General features: G+C 36.9%; 20 protein-coding genes and 1 pseudogene. 3 read left to right on the top strand and 18 right to left on the bottom strand.

Features of this window, described 5'->3' with window-relative positions; genetic code table 11:
- Window positions 1-47 precede the first annotated feature (47 nt).
- The 3 genes from ftsX to AB9L17_RS03780 form a co-directional block, all read right to left on the bottom strand.
- Complete coding sequence (gene ftsX, locus AB9L17_RS03790) at window positions 48-932, bottom strand: permease-like cell division protein FtsX (protein ID WP_068986474.1); 885 nt, start codon at window positions 930-932, stop codon at window positions 48-50.
- On the bottom strand, window positions 922-1608 hold the full coding sequence (ftsE, locus tag AB9L17_RS03785; RefSeq protein ID WP_068986475.1) for a cell division ATP-binding protein FtsE: 687 nt from the start codon (window positions 1606-1608) through the stop codon (window positions 922-924). Before ftsE ends, ftsX begins: the two co-directional genes overlap by 11 nt.
- 267 nt (window positions 1609-1875) lie before the next feature.
- Window positions 1876-3069, bottom strand: a complete 1194-nt coding sequence (locus AB9L17_RS03780) for a DUF4097 family beta strand repeat-containing protein (RefSeq protein ID WP_068986476.1) — start codon at window positions 3067-3069, stop codon at window positions 1876-1878.
- A gap of 211 nt (window positions 3070-3280) precedes the next feature.
- On the opposite strand from AB9L17_RS03780, the gene AB9L17_RS03775 reads away from it, so the two are divergent.
- Window positions 3281-3469, top strand: a complete 189-nt coding sequence (locus AB9L17_RS03775) for a hypothetical protein (RefSeq protein WP_375200113.1) — start codon at window positions 3281-3283, stop codon at window positions 3467-3469.
- 69 nt (window positions 3470-3538) lie between these two features.
- On the opposite strand, the gene uvrA is transcribed toward AB9L17_RS03775, so the two are convergent.
- The 3 genes from uvrA to AB9L17_RS03760 all read right to left on the bottom strand — a co-directional run bounded on the left by uvrA (window position 3539) and on the right by AB9L17_RS03760 (window position 9310).
- On the bottom strand, window positions 3539-6403 hold the full coding sequence (gene uvrA, locus AB9L17_RS03770) for an excinuclease ABC subunit UvrA (RefSeq protein WP_375200112.1): 2865 nt from the start codon (window positions 6401-6403) through the stop codon (window positions 3539-3541).
- Between the two features lie 7 nt (window positions 6404-6410).
- A complete protein-coding gene (gene uvrB, locus AB9L17_RS03765) occupies window positions 6411-8390 on the bottom strand; it encodes an excinuclease ABC subunit UvrB (RefSeq protein ID WP_068986478.1) in 1980 nt (659 codons plus the stop codon).
- 677 nt (window positions 8391-9067) lie between these two features.
- On the bottom strand, window positions 9068-9310 hold the full coding sequence (locus tag AB9L17_RS03760; RefSeq protein WP_223552912.1) for an IDEAL domain-containing protein: 243 nt from the start codon (window positions 9308-9310) through the stop codon (window positions 9068-9070).
- A 225-nt stretch (window positions 9311-9535) separates the two neighbouring features.
- Here AB9L17_RS03760 and AB9L17_RS03755 point away from each other — a divergent pair, with 225 nt between their 5' ends.
- Window positions 9536-10045, top strand: coding sequence for a competence protein ComK (locus tag AB9L17_RS03755; RefSeq protein ID WP_068986480.1), 510 nt, complete (start codon window positions 9536-9538; stop codon window positions 10043-10045).
- A gap of 83 nt (window positions 10046-10128) precedes the next feature.
- Here AB9L17_RS03755 and prfB read toward each other — a convergent pair.
- The 9 genes from prfB to AB9L17_RS03710 all read right to left on the bottom strand — a co-directional run bounded on the left by prfB (window position 10129) and on the right by AB9L17_RS03710 (window position 20151).
- Window positions 10129-11233, bottom strand: a protein-coding gene (gene prfB / locus AB9L17_RS03750) for a peptide chain release factor 2 (RefSeq protein ID WP_263297355.1) whose coding sequence is annotated in 2 segments (ribosomal slippage) — window positions 10129-11157 and window positions 11159-11233 — 1104 coding nt in all. Because the reading frame shifts where the segments join, the coding sequence is not laid out codon by codon here.
- A 263-nt stretch (window positions 11234-11496) separates the two neighbouring features.
- A complete protein-coding gene (locus AB9L17_RS03745) occupies window positions 11497-12036 on the bottom strand; it encodes a competence protein ComK (protein ID WP_223552916.1) in 540 nt (179 codons plus the stop codon).
- Window positions 12037-12514: 478 nt separating this feature from the next.
- The gene (secA, locus tag AB9L17_RS03740; protein WP_223552917.1) at window positions 12515-15025 is read right to left on the bottom strand and encodes a preprotein translocase subunit SecA; all 2511 of its coding nucleotides are present in this window, start codon (window positions 15023-15025) and stop codon (window positions 12515-12517) included.
- 138 nt (window positions 15026-15163) lie between these two features.
- Window positions 15164-15715 carry a ribosome hibernation-promoting factor, HPF/YfiA family gene (gene hpf / locus AB9L17_RS03735; RefSeq protein ID WP_068986483.1) on the bottom strand — a complete coding sequence of 184 codons (552 nt, stop codon included), beginning with the start codon at window positions 15713-15715 and terminating at the stop codon, window positions 15164-15166.
- A 90-nt stretch (window positions 15716-15805) separates the two neighbouring features.
- Entirely contained in the window at window positions 15806-16189 is a 384-nt protein-coding gene (locus AB9L17_RS03730; RefSeq protein ID WP_068986484.1) for a PilZ domain-containing protein, read from the bottom strand.
- 370 nt (window positions 16190-16559) lie between these two features.
- Window positions 16560-16919 carry a flagellar protein FliT gene (locus AB9L17_RS03725; RefSeq protein WP_223552919.1) on the bottom strand — a complete coding sequence of 120 codons (360 nt, stop codon included), beginning with the start codon at window positions 16917-16919 and terminating at the stop codon, window positions 16560-16562.
- The gene (gene fliS, locus AB9L17_RS03720; protein ID WP_068986486.1) at window positions 16916-17320 is read right to left on the bottom strand and encodes a flagellar export chaperone FliS; all 405 of its coding nucleotides are present in this window, start codon (window positions 17318-17320) and stop codon (window positions 16916-16918) included. Before fliS ends, AB9L17_RS03725 begins: the two co-directional genes overlap by 4 nt.
- A gap of 53 nt (window positions 17321-17373) precedes the next feature.
- Entirely contained in the window at window positions 17374-19743 is a 2370-nt protein-coding gene (gene fliD, locus AB9L17_RS03715) for a flagellar filament capping protein FliD (RefSeq protein ID WP_375200111.1), read from the bottom strand.
- A gap of 21 nt (window positions 19744-19764) precedes the next feature.
- A complete protein-coding gene (locus AB9L17_RS03710) occupies window positions 19765-20151 on the bottom strand; it encodes a flagellar protein FlaG (protein ID WP_223552922.1) in 387 nt (128 codons plus the stop codon).
- Window positions 20152-20645: 494 nt separating this feature from the next.
- On the opposite strand from AB9L17_RS03710, the pseudogene AB9L17_RS25360 reads away from it, so the two are divergent.
- Window positions 20646-20924 (top strand): annotated as a pseudogene (locus AB9L17_RS25360) (IS4 family transposase); the annotation flags it as partial.
- Window positions 20925-20936: 12 nt separating this feature from the next.
- On the opposite strand, the gene AB9L17_RS03705 reads toward AB9L17_RS25360, so the two are convergent.
- Genes AB9L17_RS03705 through AB9L17_RS03695 form a run of 3 tightly spaced genes read right to left on the bottom strand, consistent with a single transcriptional unit; the run spans window position 20937 to window position 23824 of the window.
- Window positions 20937-22097 carry a glycosyltransferase gene (locus AB9L17_RS03705; RefSeq protein ID WP_223552923.1) on the bottom strand — a complete coding sequence of 387 codons (1161 nt, stop codon included), beginning with the start codon at window positions 22095-22097 and terminating at the stop codon, window positions 20937-20939.
- Window positions 22090-22782, bottom strand: a complete 693-nt coding sequence (locus tag AB9L17_RS03700; RefSeq protein WP_223552925.1) for a cytidylyltransferase domain-containing protein — start codon at window positions 22780-22782, stop codon at window positions 22090-22092. The genes AB9L17_RS03705 and AB9L17_RS03700 overlap by 8 nt, the downstream gene beginning before the upstream one ends.
- On the bottom strand, window positions 22772-23824 hold the full coding sequence (locus AB9L17_RS03695) for a nucleotidyltransferase family protein (RefSeq protein ID WP_223552927.1): 1053 nt from the start codon (window positions 23822-23824) through the stop codon (window positions 22772-22774). The genes AB9L17_RS03700 and AB9L17_RS03695 overlap by 11 nt, the downstream gene beginning before the upstream one ends.
- Between the last annotated feature and the right edge of the window lie 2 nt (window positions 23825-23826).

Genomic DNA, 23826 nt, shown 5'->3' with positions numbered 1-23826 from the left:
TTCAAGATACTACTGATGGCTTCTTTACTGGTTCCATATCCTTAAAGTTAGATTTTTAAAAACTTACGTACTGACATGAAACTTCCCCAAATACCGATTAGTACACCAATTAGTAATAGAAGCGCACTTACTTGGTACACAAGTGGTGAGAAATCAAGTACTTGAATAAGCTCACCTTTTAATCGAGGCGCAATAATTCTATATACATTGTGGTAAAGAGTTGCAATCACCGCAATCGGAATAATAGAACCTAAAAGTCCGAGCCACATTCCTTCTAATAAAAACGGTATGCGTACGAATGAATTCGTTGCCCCTACAAGTTTCATAATTTCTATTTCATCACGACGTGCAATAATCGTAATTCGAATCGTATTAGAAATTAAGAAAATGGCTGTAAACAATAATCCTAAAATGAGCACTACACCTACGTTACGGCTAGTATTTAAGAAGTTGAAAAGCTTTTCTACTTTGCCTTCACCATACATAACATCATATGTATACTCAAATTTATCAATTTTCTTGGCTACAGCAGCTGTTTGCTGAGGATCTGAAGCCTTCACATAAATAACATTACGTAATGGGTTACTTTGTTCAAATAGTTTAAAATCGTCCCCAAAATCTTTTACTAATTTAGTTAACTCATTTTCCTTTGTCGAATAACTCATCTCTTCGACACCTGGCAATTTCTTTATTTTTTCCATGAGTGTTTTTTCAGCAGCTTTATCAGCTGTTTCATCAATTAACACTTTAATTTCAACATCATTCTCTAAATCATTTGCTACTTTATTTAAATTCATCATAATAAGCGCAAATACGCCTACTAATATTAATGTAACTGTAACCGCACTCACTGAGGCAATGGTCATCCAGCTGTTACGACCAAGTGATTTTACACTTTCTCGGAGATGACGTTTCAACGTACTAAATTTCATAGCCGTAATCACCTCCGTGCTCATCACGTACAATCATGCCGCCTTCAATGGCAATTACCCGACGACGAATCGTATTCACGATTTCTCGGTTATGGGTTGCCATTACAATCGTTGTACCTCGTGCATTAATTTCCTCAAATAAATTCATAATGTCCCACGATGTCTCAGGATCAAGATTCCCAGTAGGTTCATCTGCAATAACGACCTTTGGCACATTAACAACAGAACGCGCAATCGAAACACGCTGCTGTTCACCACCTGAAAGTTCATTAGGGAACATTCTTGCCTTATTCTTCAGCCCCACTAATTCCAAAACCTCCATTACTCGGCGACGGATTTCCACTGGGTCCTCCTCAATTACCTCTAGTGCAAACGCTACGTTTTCATAAACATTCAAACGAGGGAGCAGTTTAAAATCCTGGAATACAACGCCAAGCTGGCGACGTAAAAAAGGTACCTTTTTATTTTTCAATGTAGCTAAATCTATGCCATTAACAATAATCTCGCCCGAAGTAGCTTTTTCCTCGCGGTACATTAATTTAATGAATGTCGATTTACCTGCACCACTTGGACCTACAACGTAGACAAATTCACCTTGCTTTATGTTAACGGAAATCCCATTTGTCGCAACTACGCCATTTGGATACTTCTTTGTCACATTTTTCATTTCTATCATATTTAAACCACCTAAATCTCTTACTTATATAAGAGGTATTTCATTTACTATTATAGCACTCTATTTCTATTTTTTTATTACAGTTTCATTTCATTCCGTGGCAGTTCCTTCTATTTCGTTCTTTCATTGCCATTAAAAAAACGAAAATGATAGGAAAATCGACATAAAAAGACAGAAATCGATTTTAATGTAGAGAAGTCGATTCCTGTTTGATAATAAAAAAACATTCAAGCTATGCTTTTTTACATAGCCTGAATGCATTTATACTTAAATATGCTGCTCGTCAGTTGTTGTATAACGTACTAAAACTGCCCCTGTTTTGGATTCACCTTCAATAAATAGACGATTGGCATTCTCTACTTCTTTATCAAAACGTACTACCTTTGATAAGAATTGATCCTGTGATTCAATCTTTGAGGCATCTTGAATACCAACATCTACTTTACCAAAATTCGTAACAATTTTACCGCTGATCGATATTGTACGTGGCACATACAATTCAACAGCTCCTGCAACTGTTTGCGCTTTGATTTTTGATGAATTTGTAGAGCAAGTTGTGACAACAACATGTCCATTGACCGATTTTGCTTCAACTTCATCCAATGCGCCATCTAAATATACACGACCATTCAATGTTTCAGCTTCTAAATCTTTACCACGGACATTTGTTAATTCAATTGAACCATTAGAAGAATCCACTTCTGCCTTTCCAAAATTAAACTTAGAGCCTTTAATTGCACCGTTTAATGTCTTTACTTTTAATTGCTCAAAATCCGTATCTTGTAAAGTAACACTACCGTTCATTAAACGTACCGATAATTTGTCCAATTTATCCTTTGGTACTAGTACTTTAACATTTACTTGAACAAGTTTGAGTTGACTTAAAATTCGTAGTGAACCTTCATTCTCCTTCACAACGAATTGCTCTAAGAAATGAGCGCGTGTTTCTTCTTCACTGTCATTAACTAGTGGTGCCTTCACCTTGCAAATGACTTGGAAGCTATCACCTTCAGTAGATTCCACTGCAAAATTGCCATTCGGTAATTCAGCAACTATATTTTCTACCTGTTCTGCCGCAACTTCTTCTGTATGTGTAAACTCTACTTTATCCCCAAACGGAGAAGATACATCAAATTCTTTTACCTTTTTCACTGCTGTATTCATCATATCCATAAAGAGTGAACCAATTTGTGTTAAATCTTTACGAAAATCTCGCATTTCTTCTTCGAAATATTTAGTGAAATCCTCGTCTTTTTTCTTGTGTTCATCTTTGTGACTTTCATCTTTAAATAATGACTCATTCTCTGTTGAGGAATGCTGGCCCTCATTTGACACATTATTCATAACATGTTGAGTGGACTTGCTAGGTTGCTCTAATGCTTCAAATAATGTAATCGCCTCTTGCGCTGTAATTGTTCCTTTTTCCACAAGTTCTAAAATTCGTTGACGTTCATTTTGCATAACTAAAATAGCCTCCCTCAGTTCGTTATACTATTTATACGAATCATTTTGTGAAAAGTTTCACCATTAAAATGAAAATTTTGGAGATACATCTTTTTTTAAGCTTAGAGGTGAGTGTGCCGTTCATAAATCTTAAAAAGGTCCATCACTAAAATTTTTCAAAACGTATGCCATGTATATCAGTTGATTGGAGTGGAGGCTGGGCGACTCCTTGGGGATCAGCGTCACAGATGAGACCCTGGAGCGAGCAACGCGAGTGAAGCGGCTCATCGGACGCCCCCAGGAAGCTCTGCTCTGTGCGAAAGCGAAGCGTCAGCAACAAAGCGCCCAGTCGGAACGGAAATCAACCACACGTTATGGTAATGATCCAGTATTGACTCATAATTGTATTTCTATGTAATAAAAAAGTTCGCAACTCCCCCTTCGGAAAGTGCGAACTTTTTTAGAGAACAATGCGTAATTCGACGTTTTATTGAGAAGCCTTTTCTAAAACAGCTTCCATACGCATACGATCTCGTGTCAATATTGGCTTTAAATACTTCCCTGTATAAGAGCCACTTACTTCAGCGACTTCTTCTGGTGTACCTGTTGCAACAATTGTACCACCTTTGTCGCCACCTTCAGGTCCCAAATCGATAATATAGTCTGCTGTCTTGATGACATCTAAATTATGTTCGATCACTAACACCGAATCGCCATTTTCTACAAGACGCTGTAATACAACGAGTAGACGTGCAATATCATCCGCATGTAAGCCCGTTGTCGGCTCATCTAAAATATAGAATGATTTCCCTGTTGAACGACGGTGTAATTCAGAGGCTAATTTTACACGCTGTGCCTCACCACCAGATAAGGTTGTGGCAGGTTGTCCTAATTTCATATAGCCTAACCCAACATCCACGATGGTTTGTAGCTTACGTTGGATTTTCGGAATATTTTCAAAGAAAACTACTGCGTTTTCAATCGTCATATCTAAAATATCTGCAATACTCTTATCTTTATATTTCACTTCAAGTGTTTCACGGTTATAGCGTTTCCCATGGCAGACTTCACATGGCACATAAACGTCTGGTAGGAAATGCATTTCAATTTTTATAATTCCGTCACCACGACAAGCTTCACAGCGACCTCCCTTAACATTGAAGCTAAAGCGACCTTTTTTATAGCCTCGTACCTTCGCCTCATTTGTTGCTGCGAAAACATCTCGAATATCATCAAATACACCTGTATAAGTAGCCGGATTAGAGCGAGGTGTACGACCGATTGGTGATTGATCAATATCAATAACCTTTTCAAGCTCATCAATCCCCGTTACTTCTTTATGTTCACCTGGCTTCACCTTTGAACGATTAAGCTTTTGAGCCAATGATTTATATAAAATTTCATTAATAAGTGTTGACTTACCTGACCCCGAAACCCCTGTAACGGCAACGAATAATCCAAGAGGTATATCGATTTTCACATTTCGAAGATTATTTTCCTTGGCACCTTTAATCGATAATTTACGACCATTTGGCTTACGACGCTCAATTGGCAATGGAATAAATTTCTTACCACTTAAATATTGCCCCGTCAAAGACTTTTCATTTGCCATTACTTCCTGTGGTGTTCCTGCCGCTACGATTTGACCACCATGTACACCTGCACCAGGACCAACATCAATGAGATAATCCGCCGCTAGCATTGTATCTTCATCATGCTCGACAACAATAAGTGTATTACCAATATCACGCATATTTTGCAATGTACTAATGAGACGGTCATTATCACGTTGATGTAAGCCGATAGATGGTTCATCTAGAATGTAGAGGACACCTGTTAAGCGTGAGCCAATTTGTGTCGCAAGACGAATTCTTTGAGCTTCTCCCCCTGAAAGTGTCCCTGCTGCTCGACTTAATGTTAAATAATCTAATCCTACGTTTACGAGGAAGCCTAATCGTTCTTCAATTTCGCGTAAGACAAGTCGTGCAATTTTCATATCCTTTTCTGATAAATCCAGATCCTTGAAAAATGTATCTGCTTCCTGAATCGAATACTGTGTAACTTCACCAATATGCTTATCTGCAATTTTCACAGCTAAAGTTTCCTGCTTTAAACGATAACCTTTACAAGAAGGACATGCTTGCTGTGCCATATATTTTTCCATCTGTTCACGCACGTAATCAGAAGTGGTCTCCTTAAAACGTCGCTCCACATTACGCACAACACCTTCAAATTCAATCATTTGATCTCGCACATTGCCAAACTCATTTTCATAATGGAAGTGGATTTTATCTTTACCAGAACCATATAAAATTTTATCCATCTTTTCTTTCGGAAGATCCTTTACTGGTACATCCATTGGGATATCATAATGATCACATACTGCCTTTAATAACTGTGGGTAATATTGTGAGCTTGTTGGTTCCCACGGTGCTATTGCATGCTCTAATAAAGAACGGTCCCAATCTGGTACTACCAAATCAAGATCTACCTCTTGTGTTGATCCTAAGCCATCACAGCTTGGACAAGCTCCAAATGGACTGTTAAATGAAAACATGCGAGGCTCTAGCTCACCGATAGAAAATCCACATAATGGACAGGCATGATGCTCACTAAATAATAATTCCTCATGTTCCATCACATCGACAAGTACGCGCCCTTCTGCTAAGCGTAATGCTGTCTCTAAAGAATCGCTAAGACGTGCAGCAATACCTTCCTTCATCACAACACGGTCCACGACTACTTCAATCGAATGCTTTTTGTTTTTATCGAGATCAATCGCATCATCTAAATCACGTAGCTCGCCATCGATACGCACTCGAACAAAGCCTTGCTTTTTTAGATCCTCCAGTAACTTCACATGCGTCCCCTTGCGTCCAGATACCATTGGGGCAAGCAGCTGCATTTTCGTTCTTTCTGGGTAAGATAATAACCGATCGACCATCTGCTCAATCGTTTGGGAAGTAATTTCAATGCCATGATTTGGACAAATTGGCTTACCGATACGTGCATAGAGCAAACGTAAATAATCATAGATTTCCGTTACTGTACCAACTGTAGAACGGGGATTACGGCTCGTCGTTTTTTGATCGATCGATATAGCAGGAGATAATCCCTCAATCGCATCGACGTCTGGTTTATCCATTTGTCCGAGGAATTGACGAGCATAAGCTGAAAGAGATTCTACATAACGACGTTGTCCTTCGGCATAGATCGTATCAAACGCTAATGATGATTTCCCTGAGCCAGATAAACCGGTTAACACTACTAGTTGATCACGTGGAATTGTGACATTGATATTTTTTAAATTATGTGCTCGCGCGCCCTGCACGACTATTTCAGTATTTTTCACAAGCCATTCACCCTTCTGCCTTCAATTCAAATATTGTATCGCGCAGCTCAGCAGCACGTTCAAAATCTAGCGCTTTTGCTGCTTCCTTCATTTCTACTTCTAGAGAAGCAAGTAATTGCTCTTTTTCCGCTTTCGTCAGCTTCTTACCTTTTGTCGCCTTCGTTACATAAGACGCTTCTCCCTCTGCCACCTGTGTCGCACGGATCACATCAGGAATCTTCTTAACAATCGTTTTCGGTGTAATGCCATGCTCCTCGTTATACGCCATTTGCAGTGTTCGACGACGCTTCGTTTCCTCAATTGCCTTTTTCATCGAATCTGTCATATTATCTGCGTACATAATGACATGACCATTAGCATTACGTGCGGCACGTCCAATTGTTTGAATGAGTGAACGCTCTGAACGTAAAAACCCTTCCTTGTCAGCATCTAAAATAGCTACAAGCGAAACCTCAGGAATATCTAGCCCTTCTCTCAATAAGTTAATACCAATGAGAACATCATAAGTACCTTTGCGAAGCTCACGAATAATTTCAATTCGCTCTAGCGTCTTAATTTCTGAATGTAAGTATTCCACCTTTAAGCCCATTTCTTTCAAATAAGCCGATAAATCCTCTGACATTTTTTTCGTCAATGTTGTAACTAGTACTCGTTCATCACGGGCAATACGACCTTGAATTTCATCGATTAAATCATCAATTTGCCCTTCAATAGGACGTACGTCAATTTGTGGATCAAGCAGCCCGGTTGGACGAATAATTTGCTGCGCCATTTCCGGAGTATGCTCAAGCTCATACGGGCCTGGTGTTGCTGATACATAAATAGCTTGATGTATATGTTTCTCAAATTCTTCAAAACGTAAAGGGCGGTTATCTAGTGCTGATGGCAAACGGAATCCATGCTCAACTAGCACACCTTTACGTGCTTGGTCACCATTATACATTCCTCGAACCTGTGGCAATGTAACGTGACTTTCATCGACAACAAGTAAAAAATCCTCAGGGAAATAGTCAAGTAACGTATATGGAGTTGCCCCCGCTTCACGCAATGTTAAATGACGCGAGTAGTTTTCGATACCTGAGCAAAAGCCCATTTCACGCATCATTTCTAAATCGTAGCGAGTACGTTGCTCTAAACGCTGTGCCTCTAATAATTTATCCTCTGCACGTAATAGAGTTAAACGCTCCTCCAACTCTTTTTCAATATTTTCAATGGCCTTTAGCATTTTTTCTTCTCGTGTAACGAAGTGAGATGCTGGGAAAATAGCTACATGATCACGATCCGCTAGTATTTCACCAGTTAACGCATCCACCTCGCGAATTCGATCGATCTCGTCCCCGAAAAACTCCACGCGGATACAATGCTCATCACGAGATGCAGGGAATATTTCCACTACATCGCCACGTACCCGAAACGTCCCACGTGTAAAACTCACATCATTACGTTCATACTGTACATCGACCAGTTTTCGAAGCAACTGATTACGTTCAATTTCCATTCCAGTACGCACTGATACGACCATTTCACGATATTCTTCTGGAGAACCTAGACCATATATACAGGACACGGATGCAATAATAATGACATCATCACGCTCGAATAATGAAGATGTTGCAGAGTGACGCAACTTATCAATTTCATCATTAATGCTTGAATCTTTCTCGATATAAGTATCCGTCTGCGGTACATAGGCCTCTGGCTGAAAGTAATCATAGTAGCTAACAAAGTATTCAACGGCATTATTAGGGAAGAACTCTTTAAACTCACTATATAATTGACCCGCTAAAGTTTTATTGTGTGCCATAATAAGTGTCGGTTTTTTTACCTGTTTAATGACATTAGAAATAGTAAACGTTTTTCCTGTGCCTGTTGCACCGAGCAATGTTTGATGACGTTTACCTGCACGTACACCCTCCACTAATTCTGCAATTGCTTGTGGCTGATCCCCATTTGGCGTATATGGCGCTTGTAAATCAAATGTTTGCACACATTTCCCCGTCCTTTCCTTCCAATTTGTACATATATTTTAGCATAGCACTATTAAAATTTCGAACATTTAACGAACGAATGTTTGTAAAATTTTATTCTTTTGCTACAATGAGATGAATATTTATAGAACATACGTACTGAAGTGCATACTGACAGCCTATTCATACATTCGACCATTGCGAGAAATAAAAAGTGAAATTCCTTATAGCTTAAAGTGCTATCTGTAAACTTGGAGTTCCTGTTAATAGATTACCCTTTCCAAATGTTAACTAATCGAGATTGGCGGATGGAAATGTATTAGCCTAGAGGCGATTTCCATCGTTTGATGATAGACTCCTCAAGTCCTGGAGATTCGAGCAGATAAGGAGGCGAAAGCTCGGGTAGGCTGAAAAACTAATCGGGTTGACTGGAGATATGATCAGGTTGTCGGAAGATATGCTCCGCTTCGTCGTAATTCTGATCGGGTTACCGCAACATCGGCTCCGCTTGGCCACAGTTCTGGTCGGGTTCGCCGAAGAATCGCCCGGCCCCTTAAAGATTCCACTCGGCTTAATGCTAAATCCACTCAAGCCATATGAGGTTTCGACGAGTTCAAGCCACCCCAAATCACCAATCTTTCAAAAAAAGTAGCAAAAAAATCCCGCCCTCCATTAAACGGAGAGCGGGCTCGTCATATTATTCACTTGTTACTTGGTGTAACGCTTTTAGTTCGGTTGCGTATAGATGAAAGGCCTTTTCATCTTTTTCATCGAGTGCTCTATCTATCAGAACTATGAGCTGCTCTTCACGATACATACGCTGGATATGATTTATAAATAAATCTAAATAAATCTCGTTTAATAATTTCTCTGCCTCACTTACTTTCTTTGACTGACCAACGGCTTTTAGAAAATCTGTATACGGATAATATTTATCCAACGACCTCACCTCGATCCTTTTCTAAATTATATGAAAATTGAAATTAAAAAGCAATGCTTAAGAACTGAAATTCACTTCGATTTACTATTAATCTCATGCCATTTCATGCAAATTCTCTAAGCAATTGCTTGCTCTACCAATTGCTTTTGTTCTTTATCTATATTTTCTGAATTTAATTTTGTGTTTTACACTTCAATAATAAATAGAAAAGGAGGGGCTACATATATGCCAGCAAATTATGTCAATGGATATTTAATGTCTTTTAACACCTACTTACTAGAACCAATTCAGTACAACTCTAAAATTTTCACTCGAGTAATCGACAAGCATAATGAACTGATTGTTACTAGGAAGCCATTGCATGTATTACGAAAATCTTGTATTTCACTAGGAACAACCTATGAGGCAGCAAAACATTCCGCCAAACGCTTCTTCGGCAATCAACATAAACTTCCCATCGTTGTTACTTTTGATTATGGTTACCCATGTATTTTTTTACCAACTTATTCACCAAACTCCATCCACAATATATGGATTGGACTACATGCCATTTCGAATATTGTCCCGAGTAAAATGGGCTGTATCGTCACACTGAAAAACGATCAACAAATTGAACTACCCGTTCAATATGCTTCTATTAGCAAACAATTTGTCAATGCATCGATGCTTTATAAGCATTACATGAATGAACGTAAGCAAATTAGTCAAGACACTCCGTATTATCCGCCTTTTTAATAGGACGACCAACCGTAGCTAATCTAGCAGAACAAAAAAACCCCTCAGGAGCACAATTTTACTGTGCCTCTGAGGGGCCTTCATTACCCGATTTTTGAACGTAAGTATGCATTAATGAACGGATCTAAATCTCCATCCATCACCGCTCCTACATTACCTGTTTCCTCATTTGTACGATGATCCTTCACCATTGAATATGGGTGGAATACATATGAACGAATTTGTGAGCCCCAGCCGATTTCCTTCTGTTCACCACGGATTTCATCTAGCTGTGCCTGCTGCTTTTCAATCTCTAATTGATAGAGCTTCCCTTTTAACATCGTCATGGCTTTTTCACGGTTTTTAATTTGTGAACGTTCTGCCTGACATTGTACGACAGTACCAGTTGGAATGTGCGTAATACGAACAGCTGAATCTGTTGTATTAATATGCTGACCACCGGCTCCTGTTGCACGATACGTATCAATTTTTAAATCCTCCGTGCGAACTTCAATTTCAATATTGTCATCGAATTCAGGCATAACATCACAAGAAACGAATGATGTATGACGACGGCCCGAAGAGTCAAACGGTGAAATACGTACTAAACGATGAACACCTTTCTCTGCTTGTAAATAGCCGTAAGCATTATGACCCTTAATAGACAATGTTACAGATTTAATACCTGCTTCATCGCCAGGAAGATAATCAACTGTTTCAACTTTAAAGCCACGTTTTTCTGCCCAGCGTGTGTACATACGAAGAAGCATTGAGCCCCAATCCTGAGATTCCGTACCACCAGCTCCTGGGTGTAACTCTAAAATCGCATTGTTTTGATCATATGGACCACTTAATAGTAATTGCAGCTCAAAATCGCCCATTTTCTGCTGGAATTCTACTAATTCTGTGCCCAGCTCCTCCTGCAATTCTTCATCAGGCTCTTCTCTCAATAGCTCTAGCGTCATATCTAAGTTCTCATGTGTTTCCACTAAATCTTTATACTCATTAGCAATTGCCTTTAAGCCATTACTCTCATTAATGATTACTTGTGCGCCTTGTTGATCATCCCAGAAACCTGGCTCAAGCATCATTTCATCTAATTCCTGAATGCGTGCCTCTTTGTTTTCTAAGTCAAAGAGACCTCCTAAAATCCGCCAATTTTTTGGCTGAAGTGTCTAACGCGTTACGTACATCTGCTAATTCTATCATTGTTAAATCCTCCGAACATTTTTAATGGGGCAATCTTGTAAATCTTTTTTTCAATAAAATCATGATGAGTTAACGCAAGGATCGGTATGTGCTTTAATCCCAATGGCTAAGTTCTCATCGCTCTCGAAATGCATTCAAAATGCTTATTTCTCTATTTTTTGTAAGCCCCGTATTTTTTTATTATAACGTTTTTACGTCGGAAAACATACTTTTTTAACATGACAGCATAATTTACATAACTAATTGGACGACAATCATTTGCCTTAAGCTTTATCCTCAAACACAGCACTTCGGGTTGCCATGCGTTGGTATACTTTAACTCGATCATGTTGTCCTAGTAAGTGATTTGTTCGTTTCTCTAATTTATACTTAAGTAAAAATGCTCTTTGAATTCTGTTTTCAAATGCTCTGAAACTTAAATCCACAATAATGTCCTTGCCGTTCATAAAATATACTTTTGTATTTTTTTTATCCACAACTTGAAAGTCCTCAATATGCTGGACCGCAAACCATATACATTCAGGATGTAGAGGAGATTTACTTGGAAACCATACAATATTACTTCGTTCATGAACAACTATTGGATTTTTATTCAGTTTTCCAAGTATCATTTTCGATCCATCGAAAGCCCCTCTTAAGCTTGAACCAAAATAGCGTAGATTATAATCCATTAATTTTGTCGGTGCTAATTTTGAAATATATTGATAATCCCTTTCTATCACACGTGTACACAAGTTCCCAAAGGCATCATACTCCGGCATATACAACATCGTTTCACCACTCATAATGTCATCACTATGCATTTTAATCCTCCTAAAATTTATATTTTCCAGTAAAGAGGAGTATATTAATAGAGATATTGGTATACTCCAATGCTCTAGAATTTTTATATCCAAACATGAATCACCCCCTTTATTCAAAGAAAGTAAGTCCACACCGATTTCACACAATAAAACTTTCATACTATTTATACTTTTATAATAAATTAGAAAAAAGTTATAAACGTTACCCTTTTCATTGAACTATTTACCTATTGTTGTAGTATTATGTATCTTTTTCAGAATTATCTATCAATAAAGCAAAAAATAGAAAAAGGCTCTTTGCCAAAACATAAAGGGGACTTGCAAGGCGCAATGTGAAGCTTACGCAAAAAATCCCCGCTCCCCTCCCTTTCGGCCAGCTGACTGCCAAACCTGTAGTGATCTTTCACCCAAGTTTCGGGTACTAAAAAAAAGACCATTTTAACGTATAGTTAAAATGATCTTCTTCGTAATCGTAAAATTATTGACCTGCACCATGGCAGTTTTTAAATTTCTTCCCACTTCCACATGGACATACATCATTACGTCCAACATTTTCAGCCTTACGAACAGGTTGCTTTTTCGGTGCTGGAGAACCATCCTCTTTCGGATTAACAGCTTGACCTTTTGCAACTTCCTCACGCTCTAGGTTACTACGAATTTCTGCCTTCATCGCATATTTCGCTACATCTTCGCGAATGGAATCGACCATCTCCTCAAACATAGCAAAGCCTTCTTGTTGGTACTCACGAAGCGGGTCATTTTGACCATATGCACGAAGATGGATACCTTGACGTAGCTGATCCATAGCATCAATATGATCAGTCCACTTCGTATCAATTGAACGCAATAAAATAACCTTTTCAAATTCACGCATACGCTCTGGTGTAAGCTCTGCCTCTTTTTCATCATAACGCGCATGAACAGCGTCAGAAATCATTCGGTTAATTTCTTCAGCAGATTTGCCTTGGAAATCTTCCACCGTCTGATCATCTTCACCTAGAAGATTTGCACCGACAAAGTCATCAATGGCTTTTAAGTTCCAATCCTTTTGCTCGCCTTGCGTATATAATGCAACAACATTGTCGATTGTTTCTTGAATCATAGACTCAACAAGGACACGCATATTATCTGTTTCTAATACGTCATAACGCTCTTTATAAATAATTTCACGTTGCTGGCGTAACACATCATCATATTGTAATAAACGTTTACGTGCATCGAAGTTATTTCCTTCAACACGTTTTTGAGCTGATTCTACGGCTCTTGAAACAACTTTTGATTGTAGCGGCTGTGAATCATCCATCCCTAAACGCATCATCATAGACTTCATATTATCAGAGCCAAAACGACGCATTAATTCATCTTCTAGTGACAGATAGAATTGCGTAACCCCTGGATTCCCTTGACGACCAGAACGACCACGCAGCTGATTATCGATACGACGAGATTCATGACGCTCCGTACCAATTACCGCTAAACCACCAATCTCCATTACACCTTCGCCAGGCTTAATGTCTGTACCACGACCAGCCATGTTCGTAGCGATTGTTACAGCGCCCTTCGTACCAGCATTAGCAATAATTTCGGCTTCACGCTCATGGTTTTTCGCGTTCAGGACATTATGTGGAATTTTATGTTTATCCAAGAGGTTCGAAATGATTTCAGACGTTTCAATTGCAACAGTACCAACAAGAACAGGTTGTCCTGCTTTATGGCGCTCTGCAATATCTGCCGCCACCGCTTTATATTTTCCTTCCATTGAAGCAAAAATTAAGTCTGGACGGTCATCACGAGCAATCGGCTTATTCGTCGGAATCGCCACAACACTCATATTATAAATATTACGGAATTCTTCTTCCTCTGTTTTCGCTGTACCTGTCATACCTGAAAGCTTTTGATACATACGGAAATAGTTTTGGAATGTAATTGTCGCCATCGTCATCGATTCATTTTGAATCTCTACGCCCTCTTTAGCTTCAATCGCCTGATGTAGTCCATCTGAGTAGCGACGACCTTTCATTAAACGACCCGTAAAGCCGTCAACAATAACAATTTCTCCATCTTGCACAACATAATCAACATCATTATGCATACTTACGTGTGCCTTTAACGATTGGTTAATAGCATGGTTTAAACGGACATGCGTTAAATCAAATAGGTTATCAATACCAAACGCTTTCTCCGCTTTTTCAACACCAGCATCTGTTAACGTAACACCTTTTGTTGACTCTTCGTATGTGTAATCCGTTTCCGCACTTAACATACGACAAAACGCATTAGACTGTTTATAAAGCTGCGCTGATTTCCCAGCCTGACCCGAAATAATTAATGGCGTACGCGCTTCATCAATTAAAATCGAGTCAACCTCATCGATTACGGCATAATGTAGTGGACGTTGTACACGTTCTTCTTTATAAAGCACCATATTGTCACGTAAATAGTCAAAGCCTAGCTCATTGTTTGTACTATACGTAATATCAGCTTCATAGGCTGCACGTTTTTCTTCTTTTGACAGGCTGTTCAAGTTTAAACCAACTGATAAGCCTAAGAAATTATACAGATGCCCCATTTCTTCAGCATCACGACTCGCTAAATACTCGTTGACTGTTACAACATGTACACCTTTACCAGTAATGGCATTCAAGTAAACAGCCATTGTAGCCGTTAACGTTTTACCTTCCCCGGTTTTCATCTCCGAAATATTACCTTCATCTAGTGCAGCAGCACCCATAATTTGTACACGGAATGGGTACATCTGTAACACACGCTTTGACCCTTCACGACAAACGGCAAAAGCTTCCGCACGAATCGACTCTAATTTCTCTCCGTCGGCATAACGTTTTTTAAATTCTTCTGTTTTCGCTTGTAATTGTTCATCTGAAAGCTGTGCCATTTGAGAAGCGAATCCCTCAACCTGGTCAGCGATTTTTTCTAATTTTTTTAACTCACGCTTATTGAAATCAAATAATTTATTTAATAGGTTTACCATGAATTTTTTCACTTCCTATATAGTCTCAAAGTTCATTTTACCATTGTGTAACAGTTTCATGCAAACACTGTCACTAGCATGACGATAAAGTCATAAAAAAAGCTCCCGCTATGGCGAGAGCCTTTGTACATATGAAGTTTAAGTTGTTTCGATTAAGCCGTATTTACCGTCTTTGCGTTTGTAGACAATATTTGTGCCGTTTGATTCTGCATCTGTAAAGATATAGAAATCATGCCCAAGCATATTCATTTGTAATACAGCCTCTTCTTGATCCATCGGTTTTAAATCAAATTGCTTTGTACGAACAATAGAGTACTCATCTTCCTCTGTCGATACATCAGCTACTGCTTGCGTAGTAGCAAAATAAAGGCCTGCACCTTCGCGCTCACGGAATTTACGGTTTACCTTTGTTTTATGCTTACGAATTTGACGTTCTAATTTATCAACGATTAAGTCAATCGCAGCATACATATCATTATGACGCTCTTCTGCACGAAGAGTTAAGTTTTTCATTGGAATTGTTACTTCCACTTTTGTTTGCTTGTCATTATAAACCTTTAAATTTACGTTAGCATTGGCGTTAATATCTTCGTTAAAATAGCGCTCAACTTTCTCGACTTTGTTCTCAACATACTCTCGAATAGCTGGCGTTACCTCAATATTTTCACCACGAATGTTAAAGTTTAACATGTAAACTCCTCCTTTATAACTGCTATACTTTATATTTCTACACAAGTGTGAGAAATTCCTCTAAAATAATTCTTTTTTTCACAAATTTTTTTAAGAATTAACGTTATTGAGTTTTGCCTCATCCGCTTCTTTTCTTCGGCGAGACTTCAATTCATCGACAATTAAATCTTCAACCGATCCTTGGTTATTAAAATTCACGCCGTACTGCTTGCCATTGCCAAAAGGGCGACTCCAAATGATTTCTCCATAAGCTCGTACCTCTATTGTATCAAGAACAAAGCGTAAATCCAAAGGAGGAGGATTGACACCTAAATCCACCTCAGTAAACATCTTCATACCTCTTGGACTAATATCGAGCAGGTCAGCCATTGCCGTTTGTGCTTGATTCACTTTTCCATTTTCATAGATCGCAAACGTCATTTTAATAGGTTCATCGAATTTAAATCGAAAACCTTCTTGTCGCTTAAATATCATCTACCCACTCCAATACTATTCTAAACATCTATTTAGTTGATTATGACACGATGCATGATTTACATCTAGAGGGAATAAGTAACATATTCTACCGTAAAAAGGGCTATTTTATGACTAGTTAAATGTTTCCCTTTTGTATGAGATACATCTCGTGTCTTGTCTTTCTTACAAAGAAAAGAGAGGTTAGAAATTTTTCTAATAATAATTGTCGATAATTCGCAAAGTATAGCTATATTTGTAATTCAATTTATTAGCGCTTTATTTCAAATTCTCATATCCATTTTTATTGGAAACAAACACACAAAACCAGGAACTCATTTATAAATGAGTCCTGGTTTTGATGAATAAAATCCTTAAAAGTACTTTTAACTTATTTTTTCCCGTCGTAATACATACCATCCATTACACGGACAGAGCTATACGGATTTAAATATTGCTTCTCAGTTTTTTTAGATTGTTGAACGGTTTTTAAATCTGTTTTAATTGCAGCCATAACCTTCTGTAATCGTTCTTGTATGCCTCGATCAAGCTCCTGTAAATGTTTGTTTAATTGATGCCCATCTAAAGATTTTCCTGATTGCTTCACTTCCTCGATTATTGCACCGCGCTCGTCAAGCAAGTCATTTATTTTTTCGATAAATTCTTCTCGATCGTCTCCGTGAGGAATGGTCGACATATGCTCGTAAAGTCTAGCTGAAATAGAGAGCAAACGTTCAACTGGTCCCATCATATTCTGTCTCCATTCCCGTATTGTTGTTGGCGATTAATACGAATAACTTCCTTCCATGTATCACGGAATTCCGTCACAAGTCCTTCAACCTCTTCAATTATAGAAATGTCATTTCGAATATTTGCTTCTACTAATCGAGTATTCATATATTCATAAAGTGCCATCATATTTTTGGAAACTTCGATATCCATATTTAGTGTCGCCATTAGCTCACTTATGATTGCCTGTGCTTTTTGAAGGTTAGTATTTTTTTCTTGGATCTTTTTATCTTGAATCGCCAACTTTGCCTTATGCAAAAATTTCAAGCATCCATTATACAGCATTAGCGTTAAATCTCCTGGAGAGGCAGTTGTAACACTATTTTGTTTATATGCATTATGAGCCGATGTTTGTGCTGTCAATCAAAGACAACTCCTTTATATTACCTTTTAACTAAATTATACTAAAACTTTTATCACTGTCCACCAGATTGCGCAAACATACCTGCCTGTGAGTTTGCTTTGTTAATAGCTTTCTCCATTGCACTGAATTGCTTCCAATAGCGGGCCTCAATTTTTTCAAGCTTGTCTTTCCATGTATCAATACGTTTATCCATATCAACCAAACTTTTTCCAATTGTGTATGAATTATCCGTACTTGAAGCACGTCCAGCTTTTTTCTCGATGTTCTCCGAGAATGTTTTCATAGAACCACGTAGTTTGTGTAAGAAACCTCGAGTATCAACAGTTTTTTCTACACCATCAACAGTAATTGTCTCTTTCTCTGAACCTTTATTTGTAAACAAAGCAGTTACTGCATCAGGGTCATCCTCTAGTGCCTTACGCAATTTTTCTTGATCGATTTCTAAAGTACCGCCGTCATTATAAGATTTAGAAGTTGTAATCCCGATATTAAATAACGTATTGTATTTAGGATTGGATACAGCAGGATTAGATTGATAAATCAACCCACGCATATCTGAAAGACCACTTCTTAAAATCGAGTCACTACGCAATAGACCGCTTTTAGCTTTTTCTTCCCATAGCTTAATTTCATTTTCAGACATCTCTTTTCTTTGCTCGTCTGTTAATGGTGGATAGTCACGGTATTTTTTGTCTTTCGTTTGGTCGTTTAAATCCTTTATAAGTCCATTATATGTTTTGACGAACTCATTGATTTTTTTCATCATATCGTCTACATCTGTTGTAGACGTTAATGTCACATTCGGTACAGATGCACCAGAATCTGGTGTTGAATTTAATTTTATTAGTTCCTCCTCGGCTTCTTGCAAATCTTTTTCATACTTTATTTTATTATTCTTGTTTGTTTCCAATTGTTGTATTTTGGTTGTTAAATCTGTATTTACAGTATCGTACGCATTTTTCGTATTAATGACCTTTGACATGCCAGTTAAATCTGCATCAGAAGTATTGCCAAGTATTGTACGTTGTTCTGGTGAAAGGCTTTTTAATGCTTTTTTTTGCTCATCTGTTAACGCACTGCCATCGATTTCAGTATCGGATGTTAAATCAGTAATTCTAGCTAATTCTTGAATATCTGTTGCAGTCATTTTCGATAAAATATTTTTACTAGTAGAATTTAAGTTTTCGTACGCACTAAATTTTTGTAAATCCTTCAATTCAGCTGTTGTAAAGTTATTTAACGCCTCTTTTTCTTCTGTTTTCAAGCCCTTCAACGCGGTTTTTTGTGCATCGGTTAAATCCGAAGCATCTATAGCTGCATTATCCTTCAAATCAAGATTCTCAAGTGTAGTAAGCTGTGCTGTGTTCATAGTTGCGAGTGCTTTTTTTTCAGCGGCAGTTAAAGCCGTATTTGTATTTGCACCATTAAACATTATTAATGCATCATCATAGTCTGCCTTTGCTCCATCAACTATAGGTGTCAGATCTCTTATCTCATCTTCTAAACGAGGAATAGCTGTATTGGTAGCGTCAAGTAATTCTCCCAATGTTTTAATACGACTTTCAATTGTTGCTTTTGAATTAAATGTTTCATTTAATGTTATATTATAACCGCCCATTGAGAATGTATTGGTAGAACGCTCTGTATCAATACCATTTACGCGGAAAATAGCATTCGATCCACCATCTACTAAATCATTTGATCCCGAACTACCTACTCCTAATAACGAGAACAACTTATTACCCTCTGTTGCATCAACAGTAACACCATTTTTTGTTTGTTCAGTTACTAATTGCACTTCAGCAGCATTCCCTGCTAATGCACCTGTATTTTTTGCGGCAACAGATAATTTACCATTTTCGAAGAAAGCAGTTACACCTGCATTACTGCTATTAATTTTTTTCATTACATCATCAATGCTATCTGTTGCTTTAAATTTAATTTCTGTCGCTTCGCTAGCCAATGTACCATCTGACTTAATAGCCTTTAATAAAATTGAATATTCACCTGTGCCTGTGAATGTTGACCCTTCTAAATCACTTATTTTTGTACTTCCAGTAGCAACCCCACCATTTGAATTGACTTGTTTACTACCAACTGTTTTCCCTGCAGTAGCAAGCTGTGAAACACCCTCAATTGTTAAATTCCCTGATGCACTTGATGTTGCAGTTGCCGTTACATATTTAGAATTAGATGAAGTAGCCGTTTTCGTGTTAAAGCCTTTAAGTAAAAGATTGTCCGCAATATACGTATCAAATGTTTTTAACTTTGTGTTTACACTACGATAAGCATCTCGCGTCCACTCTGTTGTTTGTTTCTTCTGTTGTAATTTGGTAAGTGGCGTTTTCTCCGCTGCCATTAATTTTTCTACTAATGCATCTATATCCATCCCTGATGCTAATCCACCAATTCGGTTTACCATAATAAAGCCTCCTAAAAAATTTTATATTTTTTCGTCTACTATCATTCCTAAAAGCTTTTGCATTTCGTAAAATGCATCAAGCAACTTCCTAGGTGGTATTTCTTTTACGACTTCTTCTGTTTCTGCATCTACGACTTGGACAAAATAGCGTTCTAAGCCATCATGAAATACAAATTTTGATGAACTGTGGTTAATTTGTAAAAATTCGTTCACTGTGTCTACAGCTTGTTTTAGTTTTTCTTTTGATACTGATTGTTCTTCTGTTTGTACTGCTAACTTTTCAATTATTGGTAAGTCAACTAGATTTGTTGCTTCAACCACTTTCGAATTTTTCTGTGCTGCATTCGCCTGTACAACACCAGATGGATTGTCTGTATCTAATGATTGACCTTGTCCGGCAATTCGCATATTCTCTAACCTCCTAAACAATTAAATAACTTATCTATATTATCGGAAGCATTTAACAATCTTTCACATAAAGAAGTTTATCTAAAACAAAAATAGTTTTTTGTTACAAGATATAACAAAAAACTATTTTTAAATTTTTTTAAATCATATATTCATAAACTCAGCCATTATAATACTTCTATAATACATCCACTACTTTTATTTATATCTTTTTTAAGTGCCCATGTAAACTTCACAGCTAGATAAACCAGCCCAAAACAAATGGCTTAGATTGCACTAATAATGTATTTATTTTTCTTGACACTATTTTTTAGGTATACAAAAAGCACCTCATTCTTTGGTATAGTGTGATTGACTAGAAAACACTACCAAGCAAAAAAGGATTTGGCTTTTCAACAAACTATTTATTTCAACTTGTCTTTTCCTTGTATTCCTAAACAAAAGAGGTTTACCTCGCTTCAAAATAAAAAAGTGACCGATATCCATGAAAGAAAACCTTTGTTTCTTCACGCTACATAGTTCTTTCATCGCAAAATCGCCGCCACACGGATTAACGCACAATCAGCGGATTATTCTATGAACTATGCGATGAAATCAACGAACTTGATTGGGCTGTAGCACTACATCAGCTATAATTTGGCTTTTTAATGGTGCGTTGAAACATATGAATCACAAAATTCAATAACTCACCAAAAGTCAACTTCAGCGATAGATTATCGGCCTTCTTTAGTTATATCAAAGCTTATTTACAGATTTCATTGTGCGAAGTTTGAGTAAATTAACTCTCAATATCTCAAATTTTTATGAACATCATTATAAATATCAACAATCTGTTTGGCACGTTCCTCAAATGTATGATTCCCTTTAATTGCATACCATCCTGCTTCCGCTAATTTCTCTTGACGTTCTTCATCCTCTAAAATACCTTTAACTTTTTGCACCATTTCTTCCAAATTATCAAAATTATAAAAAAGAATCTCTTCATTTTCTTTAAAAATTTCATGTAAATAAGGTGTTTCATTAGTCAAAACTACTGATTGAGCAGCCATTCCTGCAAATATACGCTCATGAGTTCCATCTCTAAGTAATGCTTGGAAACTCACTACAATTTTTGACGACTTCATTAATTCTTGCATTTCCCAAAAATTAACAGGTTTGTGGATATTAACATTTTTATAATTAACCAAAGGCGATTCACCCCAATGTTTTCCGTAAATATCCAATTTAAATCCTGCTTCTGCAAGAGCTAATACCACCTTCAAACGTTTAGTAGAATATATATATCTACCAATTTCGCGTACCATCTCAATAAATTCTGGATTTTCATTTAATCGTAATTTTAAAGGTATCCCTTTAACTTCAAACGCTTTTAGAAATTCTTCGATATAATATTTCGACGAATCCTCAAGGCACTTTTCAATAACCTCTTTACAAATATTAGAAATTATTGGAGGTAGGCTTTCTATATAATTCGTAAAATTTAAACTATCCGAATAGGTTCCACTAATTAAAATATCTATTGTTTTTTCTTTTTTTTCTATAGCTAGTTCCATTGCAGCATGAGGTAACATATAAATATCCTCTAATTCATAACCAAATTGATATAAATTATTGACATCATAACGATCCATTAATGTAAGAATGTCACCTTGTCGTAGATTTCTGATACGTAAGAGATGATCTATGGGATGATCAACTAATAAATAAATAAAAGGACAATTAAGGCTATCAGAAAACTCCTTGCTTTCAAACATATAACCATTAAAAGCTATAACACAATCATATTTATTGCTAAAGTACTTCTCTAATATGTATTTGTCAGAATACTTTAAATCTAGTATATCAACTTCAATCCCTAATTTTTCAAACCCAACTGCCAAAGCGTCAGTCCAATAACGTAAAACATTATATTGAGATATACCTTTCATTAATAGGATTTTATTCATGACAAATTTTCCTTTCTAACATAATAGTTTGGCACACTTTAAAGTCTAGCTCCGTATCAATATCGTATGAATTTTCAAATGGCATAATATATGCGGTAGTTTCTTCTGTTAAAAATGATTTTTTTTGTACAATAGATTTTATACGACTAAAGTAGACTGCACCATTTAAAATATATATCTTTGGTAGCTCTTGTCTATTTGTAATTAATTGATTTTGCTTTATGAATTGTCCCATTTTACCATCATTTACTGTATACATCCAAAAAGGAGATTTCTCTGTTTCTTTTACACTTACACAAAATTCAGCATTATTTTCTATAGCATATTCAATACACCCATCTATGTCTTCAACAGTTCTTAAGGGAGAAGTTGGTTGTAAAAGAACTACATAATCATAACCTGGACATTGTTCAATAGCATGTAATACTGGCATTATTCCTGCTGTATCATCTTGAGCTATTTCCATCGGACGTTTGAAAGGAACATCACATCCATATTTCTCTGCTACTTCAATAATTTCATCATCCTCTGAAGATAGAATTACACTCGTAATATATTTGGATTTTTTAGCCTCTTCGATTGTCCATGCAATTAAAGGCTTTCCAGCAAGCATTTTTATATTTTTCCGTGGTACACCTTTAGAACCTCCTCTTGCTGGAATAACAGCTAAAATCTTAGGTTTCATATACTATCTCCTCAAATTCATTATTTGCCTTGTGAAAATCATCTATTTGCCCAATATCTAACCAGTATTCATGTATAGGGAAAGCAGATGTCTTTAAACTTTCTTCAATCAATTGTTCAAAAAGTGTTGGCATATCATAGAATTCATTCTGAGGAATATATTCAAATACCTCAGGATTTAGAACATAAATACCTGCATTTACAAAGCTACGATGATTCGGCTTTTCTTTTATCCCCAATAAATTTGTTCCAGAAATTTCAATAACACCATATGGAATTTGATATTCAAATTCCCTTACACACATAGTTGAAACAGATTGTTGCTCCATATGAAATTGCATAAGTTGCTCAAAATTAATCTGTGTAAGTAAATCACCGTTCATTACAAAAAAAGGCTCTGTAGGACGATTTGTTATTAAAGAAAGAGCACCAGCTGTTCCCATTCGTTTATCTTCTTCAACATATTCAATCGTTACACCAAAAGCTTCACCATTTTGAAAATAATCTTGAATAATTTCTTTTTTATAATTTACCGAAAAGATAAAATGCGAATAACCATATTGTTTAAATCCTTCAATGATTGTTTCTAAAATAGGTTTATTACCAACCCTTAGCATCGGTTTAGGAATATCATTTGTAAGAGGTCGTAATCTTGTACCTAGCCCTCCAAGCATTAAAACTACTGTATTTTTATTTGTAGATTTCCCCAAGTTGTCCATAAATAAAATGTCATAGATTCTATTATTTTCATCTACAATAGGTAACTGCTTTAACATTTTAGATTTCATTAGTTGCTTATATTTATACTGCTTTTGTCCTCTTTTCGCACTAGTTGGATTCGAATTCATAATAGATGTAATTGGTACTTCGAGCCCTTTACCACGTAAAATACCACGGCGGATATCCCCGTCTGTTACAGTGCCAAGCAAATGCTGTTCCTCATCTACAACTACTGCAAATTGTAATGAAGATTCATCAATAATCTTCATTGTATCAAGTAAAGTTTGATGTCGAGTAACCACTATTTTTTCCCATTCTCTCATTT

Origin of the sequence: Lysinibacillus sp. RS11 (genome assembly GCF_042019215.1) — a bacterium.
GTDB classification, from domain to species: Bacteria; Bacillota; Bacilli; order Bacillales_A; family Planococcaceae; genus Lysinibacillus; species Lysinibacillus xylanilyticus_A.
Note: the sequence above shows the minus strand (reverse complement) of the source record. Positions and strands in the feature narration are given on the sequence as shown.